Consider the following 16,396-nt stretch of genomic DNA (forward strand, 5'->3'; position numbering starts at 1 on the left):
GGAGACCGGGGAAGCGCGCTTGGCTGCGGGGCCGGTTCGTCAGGGCAGGGCCACATCGACCCAGACGAGCCGATGGCGCGAGGCGCGCGCGGCGGTTTCGCCTTCGGCGCCCGCGGGCCAGTAGACGCCCGATCCGGTGATGGTCAGATCGGATGAGGGCAGCACGTAATCCACCCGCAAACGACCGACGGAATCGCCGTAATCCGCGGTATCCGACGATCGATCGCCTGAGTGGTCGATCCATTCTGGAAGCGGGTCGGTCATGCGGGCCATGAGCTGTTGCAAGGCGGGGCGCCTGCCCTCCCCCTTCGCCGGATCCAGGCCGATATAGCCCAGCACGATGAAGGGTCCCGGGTGTGGGGCGACCGGCAGGCGTCCCTCCTGATAGCGCAGCCAGAAGGCGGTTTCGTCATGATTGCGGCGGCCGTTGCGATCCTCGGGCCCATCGAAGACCGGCGGCGTGGCGGCGAAGGACCGGAGGCTAAGCGTGCTGCCATCGGGCAGCGTGACCGGCACATCCCAATGCGCCGTGGTCGAAAGCCGTTGCAGGGCGCGGGCCTCGGGCGTCAGATCCGCGCCGTCAATGAGAGAATCCGGCAGATCGTTCCAGAGAAAGGCGGAGAAGTCGCGCGCCTCCCCGGTCCGGATCGGCAGGCGCGACAGCAGCGCCATCCCGTCCGCGCCGGAAAACAGGCCGTAACCCTGTGCGTCGCGCGGCCCGCCCTTGCGGCCGTCGCCGTCGAGATCAAGGCCTGTCGCCATTCCCGTATTCGGCCGCGGCGCATAAAGGTGATCGTAATCCGCTCCGGCGTCGGCAAGGCGTGCCTGAAACGCGCGCAGGGCGGCGCCTTGCAGGTCCCAATCGAAGCCGGTCAGCAGCAGGATATCGGGCGAAACCCCGGCGATCACCGCCACCACGGCGTCGATCTGCCTGTCCCTGCCCGCCGTCAGATCGCGCAGCAGCAGCCCCGGCCCGTCGCGGGTCAGGGATGGGTCATAGGTTGCGATGCGGAGGGTTTCCGCCTGAACGGGCAGGACGGCCGCGCAAAGCGGCAACAGCCAGCAGAATATCCGTTTCGTCCCGATCATGGAGGAACGGAAGCCCGGAATCCGGCGAAACACAACATGAAAAGGGCCGCCCGAGGGCGGCCCAGCTTTCAGACCCAGGGGCGCGACTGCGCCAGCGCCTGTTCGTAACTGTCGATCTTGGGCGCCTTCTTCATCGTCAGCCCGATATCGTCGAGCCCGTTCAGCAGACAGTGCTTCTTGAACGGATCGATGTCGAAGCGGATCACCTCACCGTCCGAGGTGGTGATCTCCTCCTTTTCGAGGTCGATCGTCATCCGCGCATTGGCGCCGCGCTCGGCATCCTTCATCAGGATGTCGACCTGTTCCTGCGGCAGCCTGATCGGCAGCATGCCGTTCTTGAAGCAGTTGTTGTAGAAGATATCGGCGAAGGAGGTCGAGATGACCGCCTTGATGCCGAAATCCGCCAGCGCCCAGGGCGCATGTTCGCGCGACGATCCGCAGCCGAAATTGTCGCCCGCGACGATGATCTCGGCCTTGCGGTATTGCGGCTTGTTCAGCACGAAATCCGGTTTTTCCGCGCCGTTGTCGTCATAGCGCATCTCGTCAAAGGCATGGACGCCCAGACCCGACCGCTTGATCGTCTTGAGGAACTGCTTCGGGATGATCATGTCGGTGTCGATATTGACCAGCGGCATGGGCGCCGCGATCCCGGTCAGTTGGGTGAATTTATCCATCAGAATTTTCCGTGTTTCTTGAGGGCGATGCCCATCGACAAAAGCGTGGTGCCGATCACGATCAGCTCGATCGCGACCAGCGTGCCCAGGATGACGAGGCTGGCGGCAGGCAGCTTGACGAGGATGAACAGGCCAAGCCCGGTCGAGATCAGACCCGACAGCAGCATCAGCCAGAACATGTCCGTGCCGCGGAAGTTGGAAAAGGCGAGGAACAGCCGCGTCAGACCCGAGGCGAAGAACAGCGCCCCCACCACCAGCGTCAGCGACACCATGCCGGCAAGCGGATTGGCCAGCATCCAGACGCCGACGATCACATCGAGCAGGCTGAAGAACCCGGCCCAGCCCCGGTGCGACATCTCCTTGTCGGAAAATGCCGCCCAGAGGCCCAGCACGCCGGAAATCAGGAATGCCCAGCCGACCAGCACCGTCACCGCCAGCGAGGCGGGAAGCGGAAAGATCAGCGCCGCAAACCCGCCCACGAGTGCGAGAATGCCTGAAACGACAAGAACGGTGGTGCCCTTCATGATGCGACTCCTGCGATTGTTTGCCTTCAACTTAGCGTGAAAGCCGCGTCACGCCACCAATTCCCGCACGTCGGTCAGATGTCCGGTCACCGCGGCCGCCGCGGCCATTGCCGGGCTGACGAGGTGGGTGCGCCCGTTGCGGCCCTGCCGGCCCTCGAAATTGCGGTTCGAGGTCGAGGCGCAGCGTTCCCCCGGCGCCAATTGGTCGGGGTTCATGGCGAGGCACATGGAGCAACCCGCCAGCCGCCATTCGCAGCCCGCCTCGATGAAGATCTGCGCCAGACCCTCTTCCTCGGCCTGCATCCGCACGAGGCCCGAGCCCGGCACGATCATCGCGCGCACGCCCTCGGCCACCTTGCGGCCACGCAGGATTTCGGCGGCGGCGCGCAGATCCTCGATCCGGCCGTTGGTGCAGGAGCCGATGAACACCGCGTCGATGCGGATATCGGTCAGCCGGGTGCCCGGCTTCAGGTCCATGTATTCGAGCGAGCGGCGCGCCGCCTCGATCTTGCCGCCGTGGAAATCCTCGGGGGCGGGGACGGTGGCGGTGATCGGCAGCACGTCCTCGGGCGAGGTGCCCCAAGTGACGACCGGCTCGATATCCTCGCCGCGGAGCGTGACGACCTTGTCGAAATGCGCGCCTTCGTCGGTGAAGAGCGTCTTCCACCAATTCACAGCCGCTTCCCATTGCGCGGCCTTGGGCGCATGCGGGCGGCCCTTCACATACTCAAAGGTAGTTTCGTCCGGCGCGATCAGCCCGGCGCGGGCGCCGCCCTCGATCGCCATGTTGCACACGGTCATGCGGCCTTCCATGCTCAGCGACCGGATCGCCTCGCCGCAATATTCGATGACATAGCCGGTGCCGCCCGCCGTGCCGGTCTTGCCGATGACGGCAAGGGTGATGTCCTTCGCCGTCACGCCGGGGCGCAGCCTGCCGGTGATTTCCACCTTCATGTTCTTGGATTTCTTCTGGATCAGCGTCTGGGTGGCCAGAACATGTTCCACCTCGGAGGTGCCGATCCCATGTGCCAGCGCGCCAAAGGCGCCATGCGTGGCGGTGTGGCTGTCGCCGCACACGACCGTCATGCCGGGCAGGGTCCAGCCCTGTTCCGGGCCGACGATATGCACGATGCCCTGACGGATGTCGGTCACCGGATAGTAATGCACGCCGAATTCCCGGGCGTTGCGGTCGAGAGCCTCGACCTGGATCCGGGATTCCTCGTTCTCGATATGGGTCTCGCGGCCCTCGGTCGTGGGCACGTTGTGGTCTGGCACCGCGATCGTCTTGTCGGGCGCATGCACCTTGCGGCCCGCCATGCGCAGGCCCTCGAACGCCTGCGGGCTGGTCACTTCATGGACCAGATGGCGGTCGATATACAGCAGACAGGTGCCGTCGTCGTCTTCGGAGACGACATGGGCATCCCAGATCTTGTCATACAGCGTTTTCGGAGCGGACATGGCTCTCTCTCTCGATGGCTCTGGATATGATCATTCCCCACGCGGGCGCGGCGGGGCAGGGAAAGGCATGGGGCAGGGCTGCCCCGCGGACATCAAAGTCGCGCGAGGGCGGAGCGGCTTTCGCCGGTGAAGCGTTCGCTCAGGCGGACGCGTTCGGTTATGTCGAACACCACGATCATCCGGGCGATATACGCCGGCGCGCGGATTCCCGCAAGAAAATCTCGGGTCAGGGGGGCTGACCTAAGATTGTGGCGGTTTTTCTGCCGTCGTTTTTCCATAAATATCCCGGGGGTGAGGCCGAAGGCCGAGGGGGCAGCGCCCCCTTGGCGACGTTGGGTCCGGGAATCCCCGAAATCACGGAACGCGGGCGGAAAGCAGGAAAGGGGGCCAGCCCCCTCGCGCATGCGCGCTCACCCCCGGGATATTTAGGGAAGAATGAAGGCAGAAGACGGGATACTCGGGGTGTTCCGGTGCTGCCAAGGGTTGACAATCGGCGTCCGGTCGCGCAGGGGGCGTGATCCTTTGCGGGCTTGGTTGAGATTTGGCCCCCGCAATGCTACATTTTCAACATCCCCCGCGCCGGGGGCGGAGGCGGCGCGCGAACCTTCGGAGGACAATGTCCTGTCTCATATTTCTCTCGCATCCACGGACAGGGATGCAAAGGCGGCCCCGATGAGCGATCTTGCGGGTGCCGAAGTGACGAGTGACCAGATTCTGGAGCGCGTCCTGACCTCTCTTGACGACGACAAGGCCGAGGATGTGGTCACCATCGACCTTCGGGGCCGGTCCTCGATCGCGGATTACATGGTGATCTGTTCGGGGCGGTCCTCGCGGCAGGTGGGGGCGATCGCCGAAAAGCTCACCGAGCGGCTGAAAGAGGATTTCGGCCGGCAGAGCAAGATCGAGGGCAAGGATCAGGGCGACTGGGTGCTGATCGACACGCAGGACGTGATCGTCCATGTGTTCCGCCCCGAGGTCCGGGAGTTCTACCAGCTTGAAAAGATGTGGCTGCCGGCGGGCGGTCGGGTCTGAGGCTGACGGATGAAAGTGACGGTCTGCGCGGTCGGCCGGCTGCGCAAGGGTCCTGAACAGGCGCTGGCCGGGGATTACCTCGACCGTTTCAACAAGGGCGGTCGCGCGATCGGCTTTGGGCAGGCCTCGATCATCGAGGTCGAGGACAAGAAGAACCTTGGCATGGAGGCGGAGGCGGTTCTGCTGGAACGCGCCATTCCCGCCGGATCGGTTCTGGTGACGCTGGACGAGCGGGGGGATCTGGTCTCCTCGCCCGAATTCGCGGCGAAGCTGGGCGGATGGCGCGATGGCGCACGCGATGTGGCCTTTGTCATCGGCGGGGCGGACGGCATTGCGCCCGGCCTGCGCGCCAGGGCCGACTGGTCGCTGAGCTTCGGGCGCATGGTCTGGCCGCATATGCTGGTGCGGGTGATGCTGGCGGAACAGCTTTACCGGGCGGGGCAGATTTTGGCCGGGACGCCCTATCACCGGGTCTAGAGCGGCTTCAGAACCGCGGTCTTTGGCCTGCGTGGACAGGTCGGCAGGGGGCCAGCCCCCTCTTTGCCTTACGGCAAATTCACCCCCGGGATATTTAAGGAAAGATGAAAGAGATCATCCGATGGGGCGGTTTTGAAGCGCCCTTCGGAGCGCCCAGCCATGCGTTCACCGGGATATGCGGACGCGGGGGCCTTAGTGCTGTTGCCGCATCGCGCGTAGCGGCGTAAGACGGGGGCGATAATTCCGTGGAGGCTGCGATGACCCGTCCGAAACCCGTTGTCCTGTGCATTCTTGACGGCTGGGGCGAACGTGCCGAGACCGAGGGCAATGCCCCCGCTCAGGCGAATACACCGAACCTCGACAGGATCTGGACGACCTGCCCGAAATCGACGCTGATCACCTTTGGCCCGGATGTCGGCCTGCCGACCGGGCAGATGGGCAATTCCGAGGTCGGGCACACCAATATCGGCGCGGGCCGGGTGGTGGCGATGGATCTGGGACAGATCGATCTGGCGATCGAGGATGGATCCTTCTTCGAGAACGAGGCGATCCTTTCCTTCATCGACGCGGTGAAGACCGCGGGCGGGCGGGCGCATCTGATGGGCGTGATCTCGAACGGCGGGGTGCATGGGCATATCGAGCATGTGCTGGCGGCGTGCCGGATGATCGCCGGGGCAGGGGTGCCGGTCGTCGTTCATGCGATCACCGACGGGCGCGACGTGGCGCCGGATTCCTCCGCCGCTTTCATCGACGATTTTGCCGCCCGCCTGCCGGAAGGAGCGACCATCGGCACGGTCATCGGCCGCTACTGGGCGATGGACCGCGACAACCGCTGGGAACGGGTGGGCCGCGCCTATGACGCGATCGTGAAGGGTGAGGGGCTGCACGCCGCCACGCCCGCCGAAGCGGTGGCGCAATCCTATGCGCTGAAGGAAATGGACGAATTCATCCAGCCCACCGTCATCGGCGATTATGCGGGCACAAAGGATGGCGACGGGTTCTTCTGCCTCAACTTCCGCGCCGACCGGGCGCGGGAAATCCTGCGCGCGCTGGCAGAGCCGGGTTTTGGAGAGCTGGACACCTCCGCCCGGCCGGAATGGTCGGCGATGCTGGGCATGGTCGAATATTCCTCGGGCCACAACGCCTATATGGCCACCGCCTATCCGAAACGCGATCTGGTCAACACGCTTGGCGAATGGGTCTCGAAACAGGGTCTGACGCAGTTCCATTGCGCCGAGACCGAGAAATATCCCCATGTGACCTTCTTCCTGAATGGCGGGCGCGAGGAGCCGTGGACGGGCGAGGATCGCTTCATGCCGAAATCGCCGAAAGTGGCGACCTATGACCTGCAACCGGAAATGAGCGCCCCGGAGGTGACGGATCAGTTCGTCGGCGCGATCGAGAAGGGCTACGACCTGATCGTGGTGAACTATGCCAACCCCGACATGGTGGGCCATACCGGCAGCCTGCCCGCCGCCATCGCCGCCTGCGAGGAAATCGACCGCGACATCGGCCGGGTTCTGGCGGCGCTGAAACAGGCGGGCGGGGCGATGATCATCACCGCCGACCACGGCAATTGCGAAACCATGATCGACCCGGAAACCGGCAAGCCGCATACCGCGCATACGACCAACCTTGTGCCCGTGGCGCTGGTCGGCGGGCCCGAGGGCGTCACGTTGCGCGACGGACGGCTGGCCGATCTGGCACCGACGCTTCTGGACCTGATGCAACTGCCCGTCCCGCCCGAGATGACCGGCAAGACGCTGATCCGGCGCTGAGGCAAGGCATGCGCGCTGCCCTGCTGGCCTGTCTGATCGCCTCGGCAACGGCGGCGATGGCGGATTCTTCGACCGATGCCGCGCTGAGCGCGGCGGCGGGTCTGCGCGAGGCCGTTTCCGCGCTGAACGCGGCGCAGACGCGATCGGATCGCATCGCCGCCCTGACCACGACGATCACCGCCTATGAAGAGGGGCTGTCCGCGCTGCGCGGCGGGCTGCGCCGCGCCGCCATCCGCGAGCAGGAGATCGAGGCCGGTTTCAGCCGCAAGCGGGCGGAACTCGGCCGCCTTCTGGGCATGATGAGCACGATGCAGCAATCCGAGGGGCCGCTGTTGCTGCTGCATCCGGCGGGGGCGCTTGGCTCGGCGCGGTCGGGGATGGTGATGGGCTCCATCGCGCCGGCCTTGCAGGACGAGGCGGAAAAGATGCGCGCCTCGCTGGAGGAAATCGCCGCGCTGCGGGCGGTTCAGGGCAATGCGGAACAGGTGCTGGAAGAGGGGCTCGCCTCGGTTCAGGCGGCGCGGACCGCGTTGAGTCAGGCGATTTCGGAACGCACCGACCTGCCGCGCCGCTATCTGGAAGACCCCGAGGAACTGCGCAGCCTTGTCGACAGCGCCAAGACGCTGGACGAATTCGCCACAGGCATGGCGGGGATCGACAGCGACATCGGCCCGCCGCTGGCGGATTTCGACGGGGCGAAGGGCAGCCTGCCGATGCCGGTGCTGGGCAAGGTGCTGCGCAAGTTCAACGAAGCCGATGCGGCGGGGATCCGGCGGCCCGGTCTGGTGGTCGCGACGGCGCCCTCGGCGCTGGTCACGGCACCCTGGCCCGCGACCATCCGCTACCGCGGTCCGCTGCTCGACTACGGAAATGTGATGATTCTGGAGCCCGCGAGGGGGTATCTTCTGGTTCTTGCCGGGCTCGGGACCGTCTATGGTGAAGTCGGGGACGTGCTTGCCGCGGGGGCACCCGTGGGTCTGATGAGTGGTGCGGAACCGGCAGCACAGGAATTCGGGGCGGAATTCGTTCGCGCGGCGCTGAAAGGCGGTAGCGCCGACCGGACCGAAACGCTTTATATGGAACTTAGGAAGGGCAAGACGCCCGTGGACCCCGCCGAGTGGTTCATCCAGACGAAAGACTGAAGGTTGGCAATGAAAAAATTCGTCATGGCCGCGATCTGCGGCACCGTTGCCGGAGCGGTGATTTCCACGCAGGTGGCGCCGCTGCTGGCCCAGGGCGCGGAAAAGCCCGCTTCGGTCTATGAACAGCTCGACCTGTTCGGGGATGTGTTTGAACGCATCCGCGCGGGCTATGTCGAAAAGGTCGACGACAAGAAGCTGATCGAAGCCGCGATCAACGGCATGCTCACCTCGCTCGATCCGCATTCGAGCTACATGCCCCCCGACGACTACGACAACATGAAGGTGCAGACGCGCGGCTCGTTCGGCGGGCTGGGGATCGAGGTCACGCAGGAAGACGGCGCGATCAAGGTCGTCTCGCCGATGGACGGCACCCCGGCCGATCAGGCCGGGATCCAGTCGGGCGACTTCATCACGCAGGTCAACGGCGAAAGCCTGATGGGCCTGTCGCTGGATCAGGCGGTGGACAAGATGCGCGGCCCGGTCGGCAGCGAGATCACCGTGACCATCGTCCGGCAGGGGCAGCAGGAACCCTTCGACGTCACCATGACCCGCGACACGATCAAGATGACCGCCGTCCGGGGCCGGGTCGAAGGCAATACCGTCGTGCTGCGGATCACCACCTTCAACGACCAGACCTTCCCCAACCTGAAGGAAAACCTTGCCAAGGCGGTGCAGGATGCGGGCGGCATGGACAAGGTGAACGGCATCGTCATCGACCTGCGCAACAACCCGGGCGGGCTGCTGAATCAGGCGATCGAGGTATCGGACGCCTTCCTCGACAAGGGGGAGATCGTCTCGACCCGTGGCCGCAACCCGGAAGACAGCGAACGCTGGAACGCCACCCCCGGAGATCTGGCCGAGGGCAAGCCGATGGTCGTGCTGATCAACGGCGGGTCGGCCTCGGCTTCGGAAATCGTCACCGGGGCGTTGCAGGACCATCACCGCGCGGTCGTCGTCGGCACCAAGAGCTTTGGCAAGGGCTCGGTCCAGACGGTCATCCCGATCAAGGGCGAAGGCGCGATGCGGCTGACCACGGCGCGGTATTACACGCCGTCGGGCCGCTCGATCCAGGCGCTTGGCATCGCGCCCGACATCGTGGTGCAACAGCCCGATCCCGTTCCGGCGAACGAGGAGGATCAGGACAAGGCGGCGGCGCAGACCCGCTCGGAAGCCGATCTGCGCGGCGTGCTGTCGAACGACTCGATGACCGAGGAAGAGAAGCAGCAATACAAGGCGGATCAGGAAAAGGCCGAGGCGGCGGCAAAACTTCGGCAGGACGATTACCAGCTTGCCTATGCGATCGACATTCTCAAGGGGATGGTCGTTCTGGGTCAGGACGTTCCGACGAATACCGCGGCGGTGCCTGTCCCCGAACAGAAAAGCGCGAACTGATTTCAAGCGGGGGCCTTCGGGCCCCCTTATTTCACGGAAGACGAAAATGACCGCCAAGGATCTGCACGCATTGCCCTATCGCCCCTGCGCGGGCGTGGTTTTGATGAACAAGGATGGCCTGATCTTCGCCGGGCAGCGGATCGACAACCCGGTCCCCGCCTGGCAGATGCCGCAAGGCGGGATCGACGAGGGTGAAAAGCCCAAGGAAGCCGCGCTGCGCGAACTGTGGGAAGAAACCGGCGTCACCGCCAATCTGGTCGAGAAGGTCGCCAAGACCCATGAATGGCTGACCTACGACCTGCCGGACGAGCTTTTGGGCAAGGTCTGGAAGGGCAAATACAAGGGCCAGAAGCAGAAATGGTTCCTGTTCCGCTTTCTGGGCGGAGACAGCGATGTGAACATCCAGACCAAGATTCCGGAATTTTCCGTCTGGGCGTGGAAATCGCCGGAAGAGATCCTGACGGGCATCGTGCCGTTCAAGCGCGCCGTCTATGCGCAGGTCTTCACCGAGTTCAAGGACTACCTGAAGTGGTGACGGGTCGCGCGATCAGGACCTGAGCCAGATCGCGTTTTCGCCGAGTTTGGCCACGAATGCCTCATGCGCCTGCGCCTCTTCTTCGGTAAGGCGCGGGGGCAGGGGGACGGGCCGGGGCCGCGGGCGCCATTCCTCGCTGATCGCGGTGGTGCGGTTGCGCGCGGGCTCGATCGTCAGGCCGAAGACGGGCTGACGGCCGCCGATCAGTTCCAGATAGACATCGGCAAGGATTTCCGAGTCGAGCAGCGCGCCGTGCAGCGTCCGCGACGAATTGTCGATGTTGAACCGCCGGCACAGGGCGTCGAGCGAGGCGGGCGAGCCCGGAAACTTGCGCCGCGCCATCATCAGCGTGTCGACCGCCCGGTCATCGGCGATCAGCGGCTTTTTCACCCAGCTCAGCTCGGCGTTCAGGAATTTCATGTCGAAGCTGGCGTTGTGGATCACCAGTTTGGAATCCGCGCCGATGAAATCCAGAAAATCCTGTGCGATCGCGGCAAAGACGGGCTTGTCGGAGAGGAATTCGGCGCTCAGCCCGTGGACGTTGAAGGCCTCGGTCGGCATGTCGCGTTCGGGGTTGATATATTGGTGATAGGTGCGGCCCGTCGGCACGTGGTTGAACAGCTCCACCGCGCCGATTTCGACGATCCGGTCGCCCTCGCCGGGTTCAAAGCCGGTGGTTTCCGTATCGAGGACGATTTCACGCATGGCGGCTCCTGATGGTGCGGATCAGATCGCGCACGGCGGCGCGGGTTTCGTCCAGACTGTGCGTCTCGATCACATGATGCGCAAGGGTGCGCTTGCGGGCATCGGGCATCTGGCGCGACAGGATCAGGTCGAACTGTTCGCCCGTCATCGTGCCCCGCGCGAGCACCCGGTCTCGTTGCACCTCGGGCGCGGCGGTGACGACCAGAACGGCATCACATTCCGCATCCGCGCCGGTTTCATAGAGCAGCGGGATATCCAGAAGGATCAGATCGGCATCGGCATGGGCCGCGATGAAAGCCTGGCGCGCGGCGGTGGTCAGCGGGTGGACGATGGATTCGAGCCGGGCGAGGGCGCCTTCCTGCGCCGCCAACGCGGTGCGCAGGCGGCTGCGGTCAACGGCGCCATCCAGCACCGCCTCAGGGAAGGCGGCGGCAATGGGCGCCACCGCCGCACCGCCCCGTGCGTAGAGTGCATGGACCGTGGCATCGGCATCCCAGACGGGGATGCCTTCATCCGCGAACATCTGCGCGGTGGTGGACTTGCCCATACCGATCGAGCCGGTCAGGCCCAGCAGGAACGGGCGGGTCATTGACCCAGCACCGTCTGGCGCAGTTCGGGCGTGACCTCGGGCGTGCGGCCAAACCAGCGTTCGAACCCCGGCACGGCCTGATGCAGCAGCATGCCAAGGCCGTCGACCACCGTGCAGCCCCGCGCCGCCGCATCGGCCAGAAACGGGGTGATCAGCGGCGTATAGACGCAATCCGTCACCACCGCATCCGGGGGCAGCGCCGCCATCGGCACGCGATCACCGCCGCCGCCCATGCCGAGCGACGATGTATTCACCAGCGTCGCCACATCGGCCAGCATTGCGCCCACCGCGGCCCAGTCATGAACCCGGATCCGGTCGCCGAATTCAGCCTGCAAGGCCTCGGCCCGGGCGCGGGTGCGGTTGGCGATGCGCAACTCCGGCACTCCAGCGTCGAGCAGAGAGGCGACGATCGCCCGCGCCGCGCCGCCCGCCCCCAGAACCGCCGCCGGCCCCGCGTCGGCGCGCCAGAGCGGCGCGCCGGCATGCAGGTTGGCGATGAAGCCGTAGCCATCGGTATTGTCCGCGTGGATCGTGCCATCCGGCTGAAATGTCAGGGTATTCGCCGCACCGATCCGGGCGGCCCGGTCCGTCACCGCATCGGCAAGGGCGAAGACCGCCTCCTTATGCGGAATGGTGACGTTGCAGCCGACGAAACCGGCCTTGGGCAGAGCGCGCAAAACCTCGGCCAGATCCTCGGGCGCGATCTGCATGGGGATATAGTGAGCGCGAATACCGTAACGGCGCAGCCAGAAGCCATGCACCGCCGGTGACAGCGAATGGCCGATCGGATTGCCGATGACTCCGGCCAGCGGGATGGCGGGATGCGCGGTCATGTTCTGATATCTCCCCGGATATGGAGCCAGTTGAGGAAGGGCAGCAGCGGCAACCCGAGGACAGAGAAGTAATCCCCCTCGACGGCGGAAAACAACCGCACGCCTTCGGCCTCGAGCCGGTAGCAACCGACGGACCAGCGGATGTTCTCCCAGTTCTGGTTGACATAATCCTGAACGAACCCGTCCGACAGCCGGTGCATCGTCAGCCGCACCTCACCCACATGCCGCCAGATCGGCGTGCCGTCGCGGAACACCACCGCCGCCGACAGCAGCCGGTGCGTGCGGCCCGAAAGCGCGTGCAGATGTTCCACCGCCTGCTCGGGCGTCTCGGGTTTGGAAAATATCCGGCCTTTCAGCTCCAGCACCTGATCGGCCCCCAGCGTCATGACTCCGGGATTGCGGGCGGAGACCTTGGCCGCCTTCATTTCGGCGAGCGTATCGGCCACGTCGCGGGGATTGGCACCCTCGGCCAGAAGCGCGTCGCGGATCATCTCTTCATCGATGCGGGCAGGTTCCACCCGCAGCGACAGACCGGCATCGCGCAGCAGTTTCGCGCGGATTTCCGAGCTTGAGGCAAGCAGAATGTCCGGTTCAGCCATGTGGAAAACTCCGGGAGGACTCAGGGGCGGGCGATGTGGATCGCACTGGGGACAGATTGTTTCCCACCGACCGACGCCGTTTTGTAGCGGAACGAAGAGCGTTTTTCCAGCTGTTGGCAGGGACTCCGGCAAGATGTGCATGACTCTGGCCGCCCACAGAACGAAACGGGATTCCCGCGAAACTATCCACAGTTTTCGTTTTCGCAAGATTTTGAAATCATGGCCGAAACCGTGAAATCCACAGCCCATGCGACGGGAAGGCCGGATTTTGTCCACGCCGGGAACAATCTGTTGAAAAGTGATTTATCCCCACCATCCACAGGCCTTACATCATCATCATCTTTTCTTTTAAATATTTATCTTTAAGAAGTTGTCCGGCCCCGGAGGTGCGATGACCGACTTCCTTTTGATCCACTATCCTTGGGTGAAAGCCCTGCATGTGATTTCCGTGATCGCGTGGATGGCGGGGCTGTTCTACCTGCCGAGGCTGTACGTTTATCATGTGGAAGGCCTGAAAAAGCGCGGCGTGGCGCCGGGATCCGAGATGGATCTGCTGTTTCGCCATCAGGAAAGGCTGCTGCTGCGGGCGATCATGAATCCGGCGATGATCGCCAGCTGGGTTTTCGGGCTGCTGCTGGTTGCAACGCCCGGTGTGGTGGACTGGACGGCCGCCTGGCCCTGGGCGAAGGCGGCGGGGGTGATCGCGATGACGGCGTTCCACATGGGGCTGGCGCGGGCACGCAGAGGCTTTGCCGAAGGGGAGAACCGGCTGAGTGGCCGCCAGTGGCGGATGATGAACGAAATACCGACGGTTCTGATGATCGTCATCGTCATCGCCGTGATCGTGAAATTCTGACAGGCGTTGACTCGTGGCGGTTGCGGTCTTATCTGCAAGGTCAGCCCCGGTCGTCCGACCGAAAGGTTTCAGCACCAAATGACATGACGCAGCGCCGCCCATCGGGGCAGGCGCCCCTTTGCAGACGGGTATGCGATGAGCACGGAAACGGAACGGTTGAATCTTGCGGATCTGAAGGCGAAAAGCCCGAAAGACCTGCTGGCGATGGCCGAAGACTGGGAAATCGAGAACGCCTCGACCATGCGCAAGGGCGAGATGATGTTCTCGATCCTCAAGGAACATGCCGAGGATGGCGTCGAGATCGGCGGCGACGGCGTTCTTGAGGTTCTTCAGGACGGTTTCGGCTTCCTGCGTTCGACCGAGGCGAACTACCTCCCCGGTCCCGATGACATCTACGTCAGCCCCGAGATGATCCGGCAATATTCGCTGCGCACCGGCGATACGGTCGAGGGAATCATCCGCGCGCCGGGCGAGAACGAACGCTATTTCGCGCTGACCGCCGTCGAACGGATCAACTTCGAGGAGCCGGAGCGCGCGCGCCACAAGGTGGCCTTCGACAACCTCACGCCGCTGTATCCCGACGAACGGCTGAAGATGGAGATCGAGGATCCGACGCTGAAGGATAAATCGGCGCGGATCATCGACCTTGTGTCGCCGATCGGGAAGGGGCAGCGGTCGCTGATCGTGGCGCCGCCGCGCACGGGTAAGACGGTCCTGTTGCAGAACATCGCCCATTCGATCGAACGCAACCACCCGGAATGCTATCTGATCGTGCTGCTGATCGACGAGCGGCCCGAGGAAGTGACCGACATGCAGCGCTCGGTGCGGGGCGAGGTGATTTCCTCGACCTTCGACGAGCCGGCTTCGCGCCACGTGGCGGTTGCGGAGATGGTGATCGAGAAGGCCAAGCGGCTGGTTGAGCACAAGCGCGACGTGGTGATTTTGCTCGACTCGATCACGCGGCTCGGGCGGGCCTACAACACCGTCGTGCCGTCGTCCGGCAAGGTGCTGACCGGCGGTGTGGACGCAAATGCGCTGCAACGGCCGAAGCGCTTCTTCGGTGCCGCGCGGAATATCGAGGAAGGCGGCTCGCTGACCATCATCGCCACCGCGCTGATCGACACCGGATCGCGGATGGACGAGGTGATCTTTGAAGAATTCAAGGGCACCGGCAACTCGGAAATCGTGCTCGACCGCAAGGTGGCGGACAAGCGTGTCTTCCCGGCGATGGACATCCTCAAATCCGGCACGCGGAAAGAGGAATTGCTGGTCGATTCCAAGGACTTGCAGAAGACCTATCTGCTGCGCCGCATTCTGAACCCGATGGGCACCACGGATGCGATCGAATTCCTGATTTCCAAGCTGAAACAGACGAAATCCAACGCGGAATTCTTCGATTCCATGAACGGCTGACGCCCGGAGGGGCAAATGGAGACGATCTTTGCCCTGGCGACGGCCCGCGGAAAGGCGGGCGTCGCCGTTATTCGTATCTCCGGGGCGCTGGCGTGGGAGGCGGCTGGCCGTCTGGCGGGGCGCCTGCCGGAGCCGCGCGTCGCCGGCCTGCGGCATCTGCGGCTGGACGGGGAGACGCTGGACGAGGCGGTGGTGATCTGCTTCGCGGAAGGTGCGAGTTTCACGGGGGAAGAGGTCGCCGAGCTGCATCTGCATGGTGCCATGGCGACGGTGACCGCCGTTCTGCGTGCGCTTTCGGGGATGGAGGGGCTGCGGCTGGCGGAACCGGGGGAATTCACCCGGCGCGCGCTGGAAAATGGCCGGCTGGATCTTGCGCAGGTCGAGGGCCTGTCGGATCTGATTGAGTCCGAAACAGAATCACAACGAAAACAAGCACTTGCCGTTCTTTCCGGGGCGGTCGGAACGATGGTCGAGGGCTGGCGGGCAAAGCTGGTGCGGGCCGCGGCATTGCTTGAAGCGACGATTGATTTCGTGGATGAGGATGTTCCGGTCGATGTGACGCCGGAAGTGATTGAATTGATCGACGATCTGCGCCGCGATCTTCGGTGGGAAATGGATCGCAGCGGCGCGGCAGAACGCATTCGCGAAGGATTCGAAGTCGCGATCGTGGGCCGTCCGAATGCCGGAAAATCCACACTTCTCAATATGTTGGCGGGACGGGAAGCGGCTATCACCTCGGAAATCGCGGGCACGACCCGCGATGTGATCGAGGTGCGGATGGATCTTGGCGGTCTCGCGGTGACGCTTCTGGATACGGCGGGCCTGCGTGAGACCGCTGATGTGGTGGAAGCGATTGGGGTCGAGCGCGCTGTTCAGCGCGCGCAGGGTGCGGATCTGCGGATTTTTCTTCTGGATGATGCGGATGTGCCGATGATTGCGCCCAAGCCGGATGATCTGATCGTGTTTGGCAAGGCGGATTTGCGGTCAGTGGATGGCTTTGCGATTTCCGGAAAGACGGGCGAGGGGCTTGATCGGCTGATCGCTGAAGTGACGGCAATACTGGCCAATCGCGCGGCAGGTGCCGGTGTCATGAGTCGGGAACGTCATCGCGCCGCCCTGTCACGCGCATTTGATGCTTTGGATTCGGCGCGGAATGAGGTATTGCGCGGCACCGAGAGGGCAGAACTGGCGGCGGAATCGCTAAGGCAGGCTCTGCGGGCGCTGGAAGCTCTTGTCGGACATGTGGATGTCGAACATCTTCTTGACGAGATTTTTGCGAGTTTTTGCATCGGGAAGTGAG

The 16,396-nt window shown here is 64.2% G+C and carries 18 protein-coding genes; 9 read left to right on the plus strand and 9 right to left on the minus strand.

What is annotated here, in order from left to right:
- Positions 1-39: 39 nt before the first annotated feature.
- The 5 genes from D2T30_RS17890 to D2T30_RS17910 form a co-directional block, all read right to left on the minus strand.
- Positions 40-1,089, minus strand: coding sequence for an endonuclease/exonuclease/phosphatase family protein (locus tag D2T30_RS17890; RefSeq protein WP_164884354.1), 1,050 nt, complete (start codon positions 1,087-1,089; stop codon positions 40-42).
- 68 nt (positions 1,090-1,157) lie between these two features.
- Positions 1,158-1,763, minus strand: a complete 606-nt coding sequence (gene leuD / locus D2T30_RS17895) for a 3-isopropylmalate dehydratase small subunit (protein WP_128210012.1) — start codon at positions 1,761-1,763, stop codon at positions 1,158-1,160.
- Complete coding sequence (locus D2T30_RS17900; protein ID WP_128210013.1) at positions 1,763-2,287, minus strand: HdeD family acid-resistance protein; 525 nt, start codon at positions 2,285-2,287, stop codon at positions 1,763-1,765. The genes leuD and D2T30_RS17900 overlap by 1 nt, the downstream gene beginning before the upstream one ends.
- Positions 2,288-2,335: 48 nt before the next feature.
- Positions 2,336-3,745 (minus strand): 3-isopropylmalate dehydratase large subunit, encoded by a 1,410-nt coding sequence (gene leuC, locus D2T30_RS17905; protein ID WP_128210014.1) that lies wholly within the window; start codon positions 3,743-3,745, stop codon positions 2,336-2,338.
- A gap of 92 nt (positions 3,746-3,837) precedes the next feature.
- Entirely contained in the window at positions 3,838-4,023 is a 186-nt protein-coding gene (locus D2T30_RS17910) for a hypothetical protein (RefSeq protein ID WP_128210015.1), read from the minus strand.
- Positions 4,024-4,417: 394 nt separating this feature from the next.
- On the opposite strand from D2T30_RS17910, the gene rsfS reads away from it, so the two are divergent.
- The 6 genes from rsfS to D2T30_RS17940 all read left to right on the plus strand — a co-directional run bounded on the left by rsfS (position 4,418) and on the right by D2T30_RS17940 (position 10,101).
- Positions 4,418-4,777, plus strand: a complete 360-nt coding sequence (rsfS, locus tag D2T30_RS17915; RefSeq protein ID WP_128180056.1) for a ribosome silencing factor — start codon at positions 4,418-4,420, stop codon at positions 4,775-4,777.
- A 9-nt stretch (positions 4,778-4,786) separates the two neighbouring features.
- Entirely contained in the window at positions 4,787-5,254 is a 468-nt protein-coding gene (gene rlmH, locus D2T30_RS17920; protein WP_128210016.1) for a 23S rRNA (pseudouridine(1915)-N(3))-methyltransferase RlmH, read from the plus strand.
- A gap of 257 nt (positions 5,255-5,511) precedes the next feature.
- Complete coding sequence (gpmI, locus tag D2T30_RS17925; protein WP_128210017.1) at positions 5,512-7,032, plus strand: 2,3-bisphosphoglycerate-independent phosphoglycerate mutase; 1,521 nt, start codon at positions 5,512-5,514, stop codon at positions 7,030-7,032.
- 8 nt (positions 7,033-7,040) lie between these two features.
- The gene (locus tag D2T30_RS17930; RefSeq protein WP_128210018.1) at positions 7,041-8,174 is read left to right on the plus strand and encodes a murein hydrolase activator EnvC family protein; all 1,134 of its coding nucleotides are present in this window, start codon (positions 7,041-7,043) and stop codon (positions 8,172-8,174) included.
- 9 nt (positions 8,175-8,183) lie between these two features.
- Positions 8,184-9,566, plus strand: coding sequence for a S41 family peptidase (locus D2T30_RS17935; RefSeq protein WP_128180048.1), 1,383 nt, complete (start codon positions 8,184-8,186; stop codon positions 9,564-9,566).
- Positions 9,567-9,612: 46 nt separating this feature from the next.
- The gene (locus D2T30_RS17940) at positions 9,613-10,101 is read left to right on the plus strand and encodes an RNA pyrophosphohydrolase (RefSeq protein WP_128210019.1); all 489 of its coding nucleotides are present in this window, start codon (positions 9,613-9,615) and stop codon (positions 10,099-10,101) included.
- Between the two features lie 12 nt (positions 10,102-10,113).
- On the opposite strand, the gene dnaQ is transcribed toward D2T30_RS17940, so the two are convergent.
- From dnaQ to D2T30_RS17960, 4 genes are read right to left on the minus strand one after another with little or no spacing between them, the layout of a single operon-like run.
- On the minus strand, positions 10,114-10,806 hold the full coding sequence (gene dnaQ, locus D2T30_RS17945; protein WP_128210020.1) for a DNA polymerase III subunit epsilon: 693 nt from the start codon (positions 10,804-10,806) through the stop codon (positions 10,114-10,116).
- Complete coding sequence (gene coaE / locus D2T30_RS17950; RefSeq protein ID WP_128210021.1) at positions 10,799-11,395, minus strand: dephospho-CoA kinase; 597 nt, start codon at positions 11,393-11,395, stop codon at positions 10,799-10,801. Before coaE ends, dnaQ begins: the two co-directional genes overlap by 8 nt.
- Positions 11,392-12,228, minus strand: a complete 837-nt coding sequence (locus D2T30_RS17955; protein ID WP_128210022.1) for a shikimate dehydrogenase — start codon at positions 12,226-12,228, stop codon at positions 11,392-11,394. Before D2T30_RS17955 ends, coaE begins: the two co-directional genes overlap by 4 nt.
- A complete protein-coding gene (locus D2T30_RS17960; protein WP_128180038.1) occupies positions 12,225-12,827 on the minus strand; it encodes a Maf family protein in 603 nt (200 codons plus the stop codon). The genes D2T30_RS17955 and D2T30_RS17960 overlap by 4 nt, the downstream gene beginning before the upstream one ends.
- A 391-nt stretch (positions 12,828-13,218) precedes the next feature.
- Here D2T30_RS17960 and D2T30_RS17965 point away from each other — a divergent pair, with 391 nt between their 5' ends.
- From D2T30_RS17965 to mnmE, 3 genes are all read left to right on the plus strand, one after another.
- Positions 13,219-13,683: a CopD family protein gene (locus tag D2T30_RS17965; protein ID WP_128210023.1), complete on the plus strand. Its 465-nt coding sequence runs from the start codon at positions 13,219-13,221 to the stop codon at positions 13,681-13,683.
- Positions 13,684-13,818: 135 nt separating this feature from the next.
- Positions 13,819-15,096, plus strand: coding sequence for a transcription termination factor Rho (gene rho, locus D2T30_RS17970; RefSeq protein ID WP_128180034.1), 1,278 nt, complete (start codon positions 13,819-13,821; stop codon positions 15,094-15,096).
- Positions 15,097-15,111: 15 nt separating this feature from the next.
- Positions 15,112-16,395 carry a tRNA uridine-5-carboxymethylaminomethyl(34) synthesis GTPase MnmE gene (mnmE, locus tag D2T30_RS17975; protein ID WP_128210024.1) on the plus strand — a complete coding sequence of 428 codons (1,284 nt, stop codon included), beginning with the start codon at positions 15,112-15,114 and terminating at the stop codon, positions 16,393-16,395.
- The last annotated feature ends 1 nt before the right edge of the window (position 16,396 follow it).

The organism is Paenirhodobacter populi (assembly GCF_004022215.1).
In the GTDB taxonomy this organism is placed as follows: domain Bacteria; phylum Pseudomonadota; class Alphaproteobacteria; order Rhodobacterales; family Rhodobacteraceae; genus Rhodobacter; species Rhodobacter populi.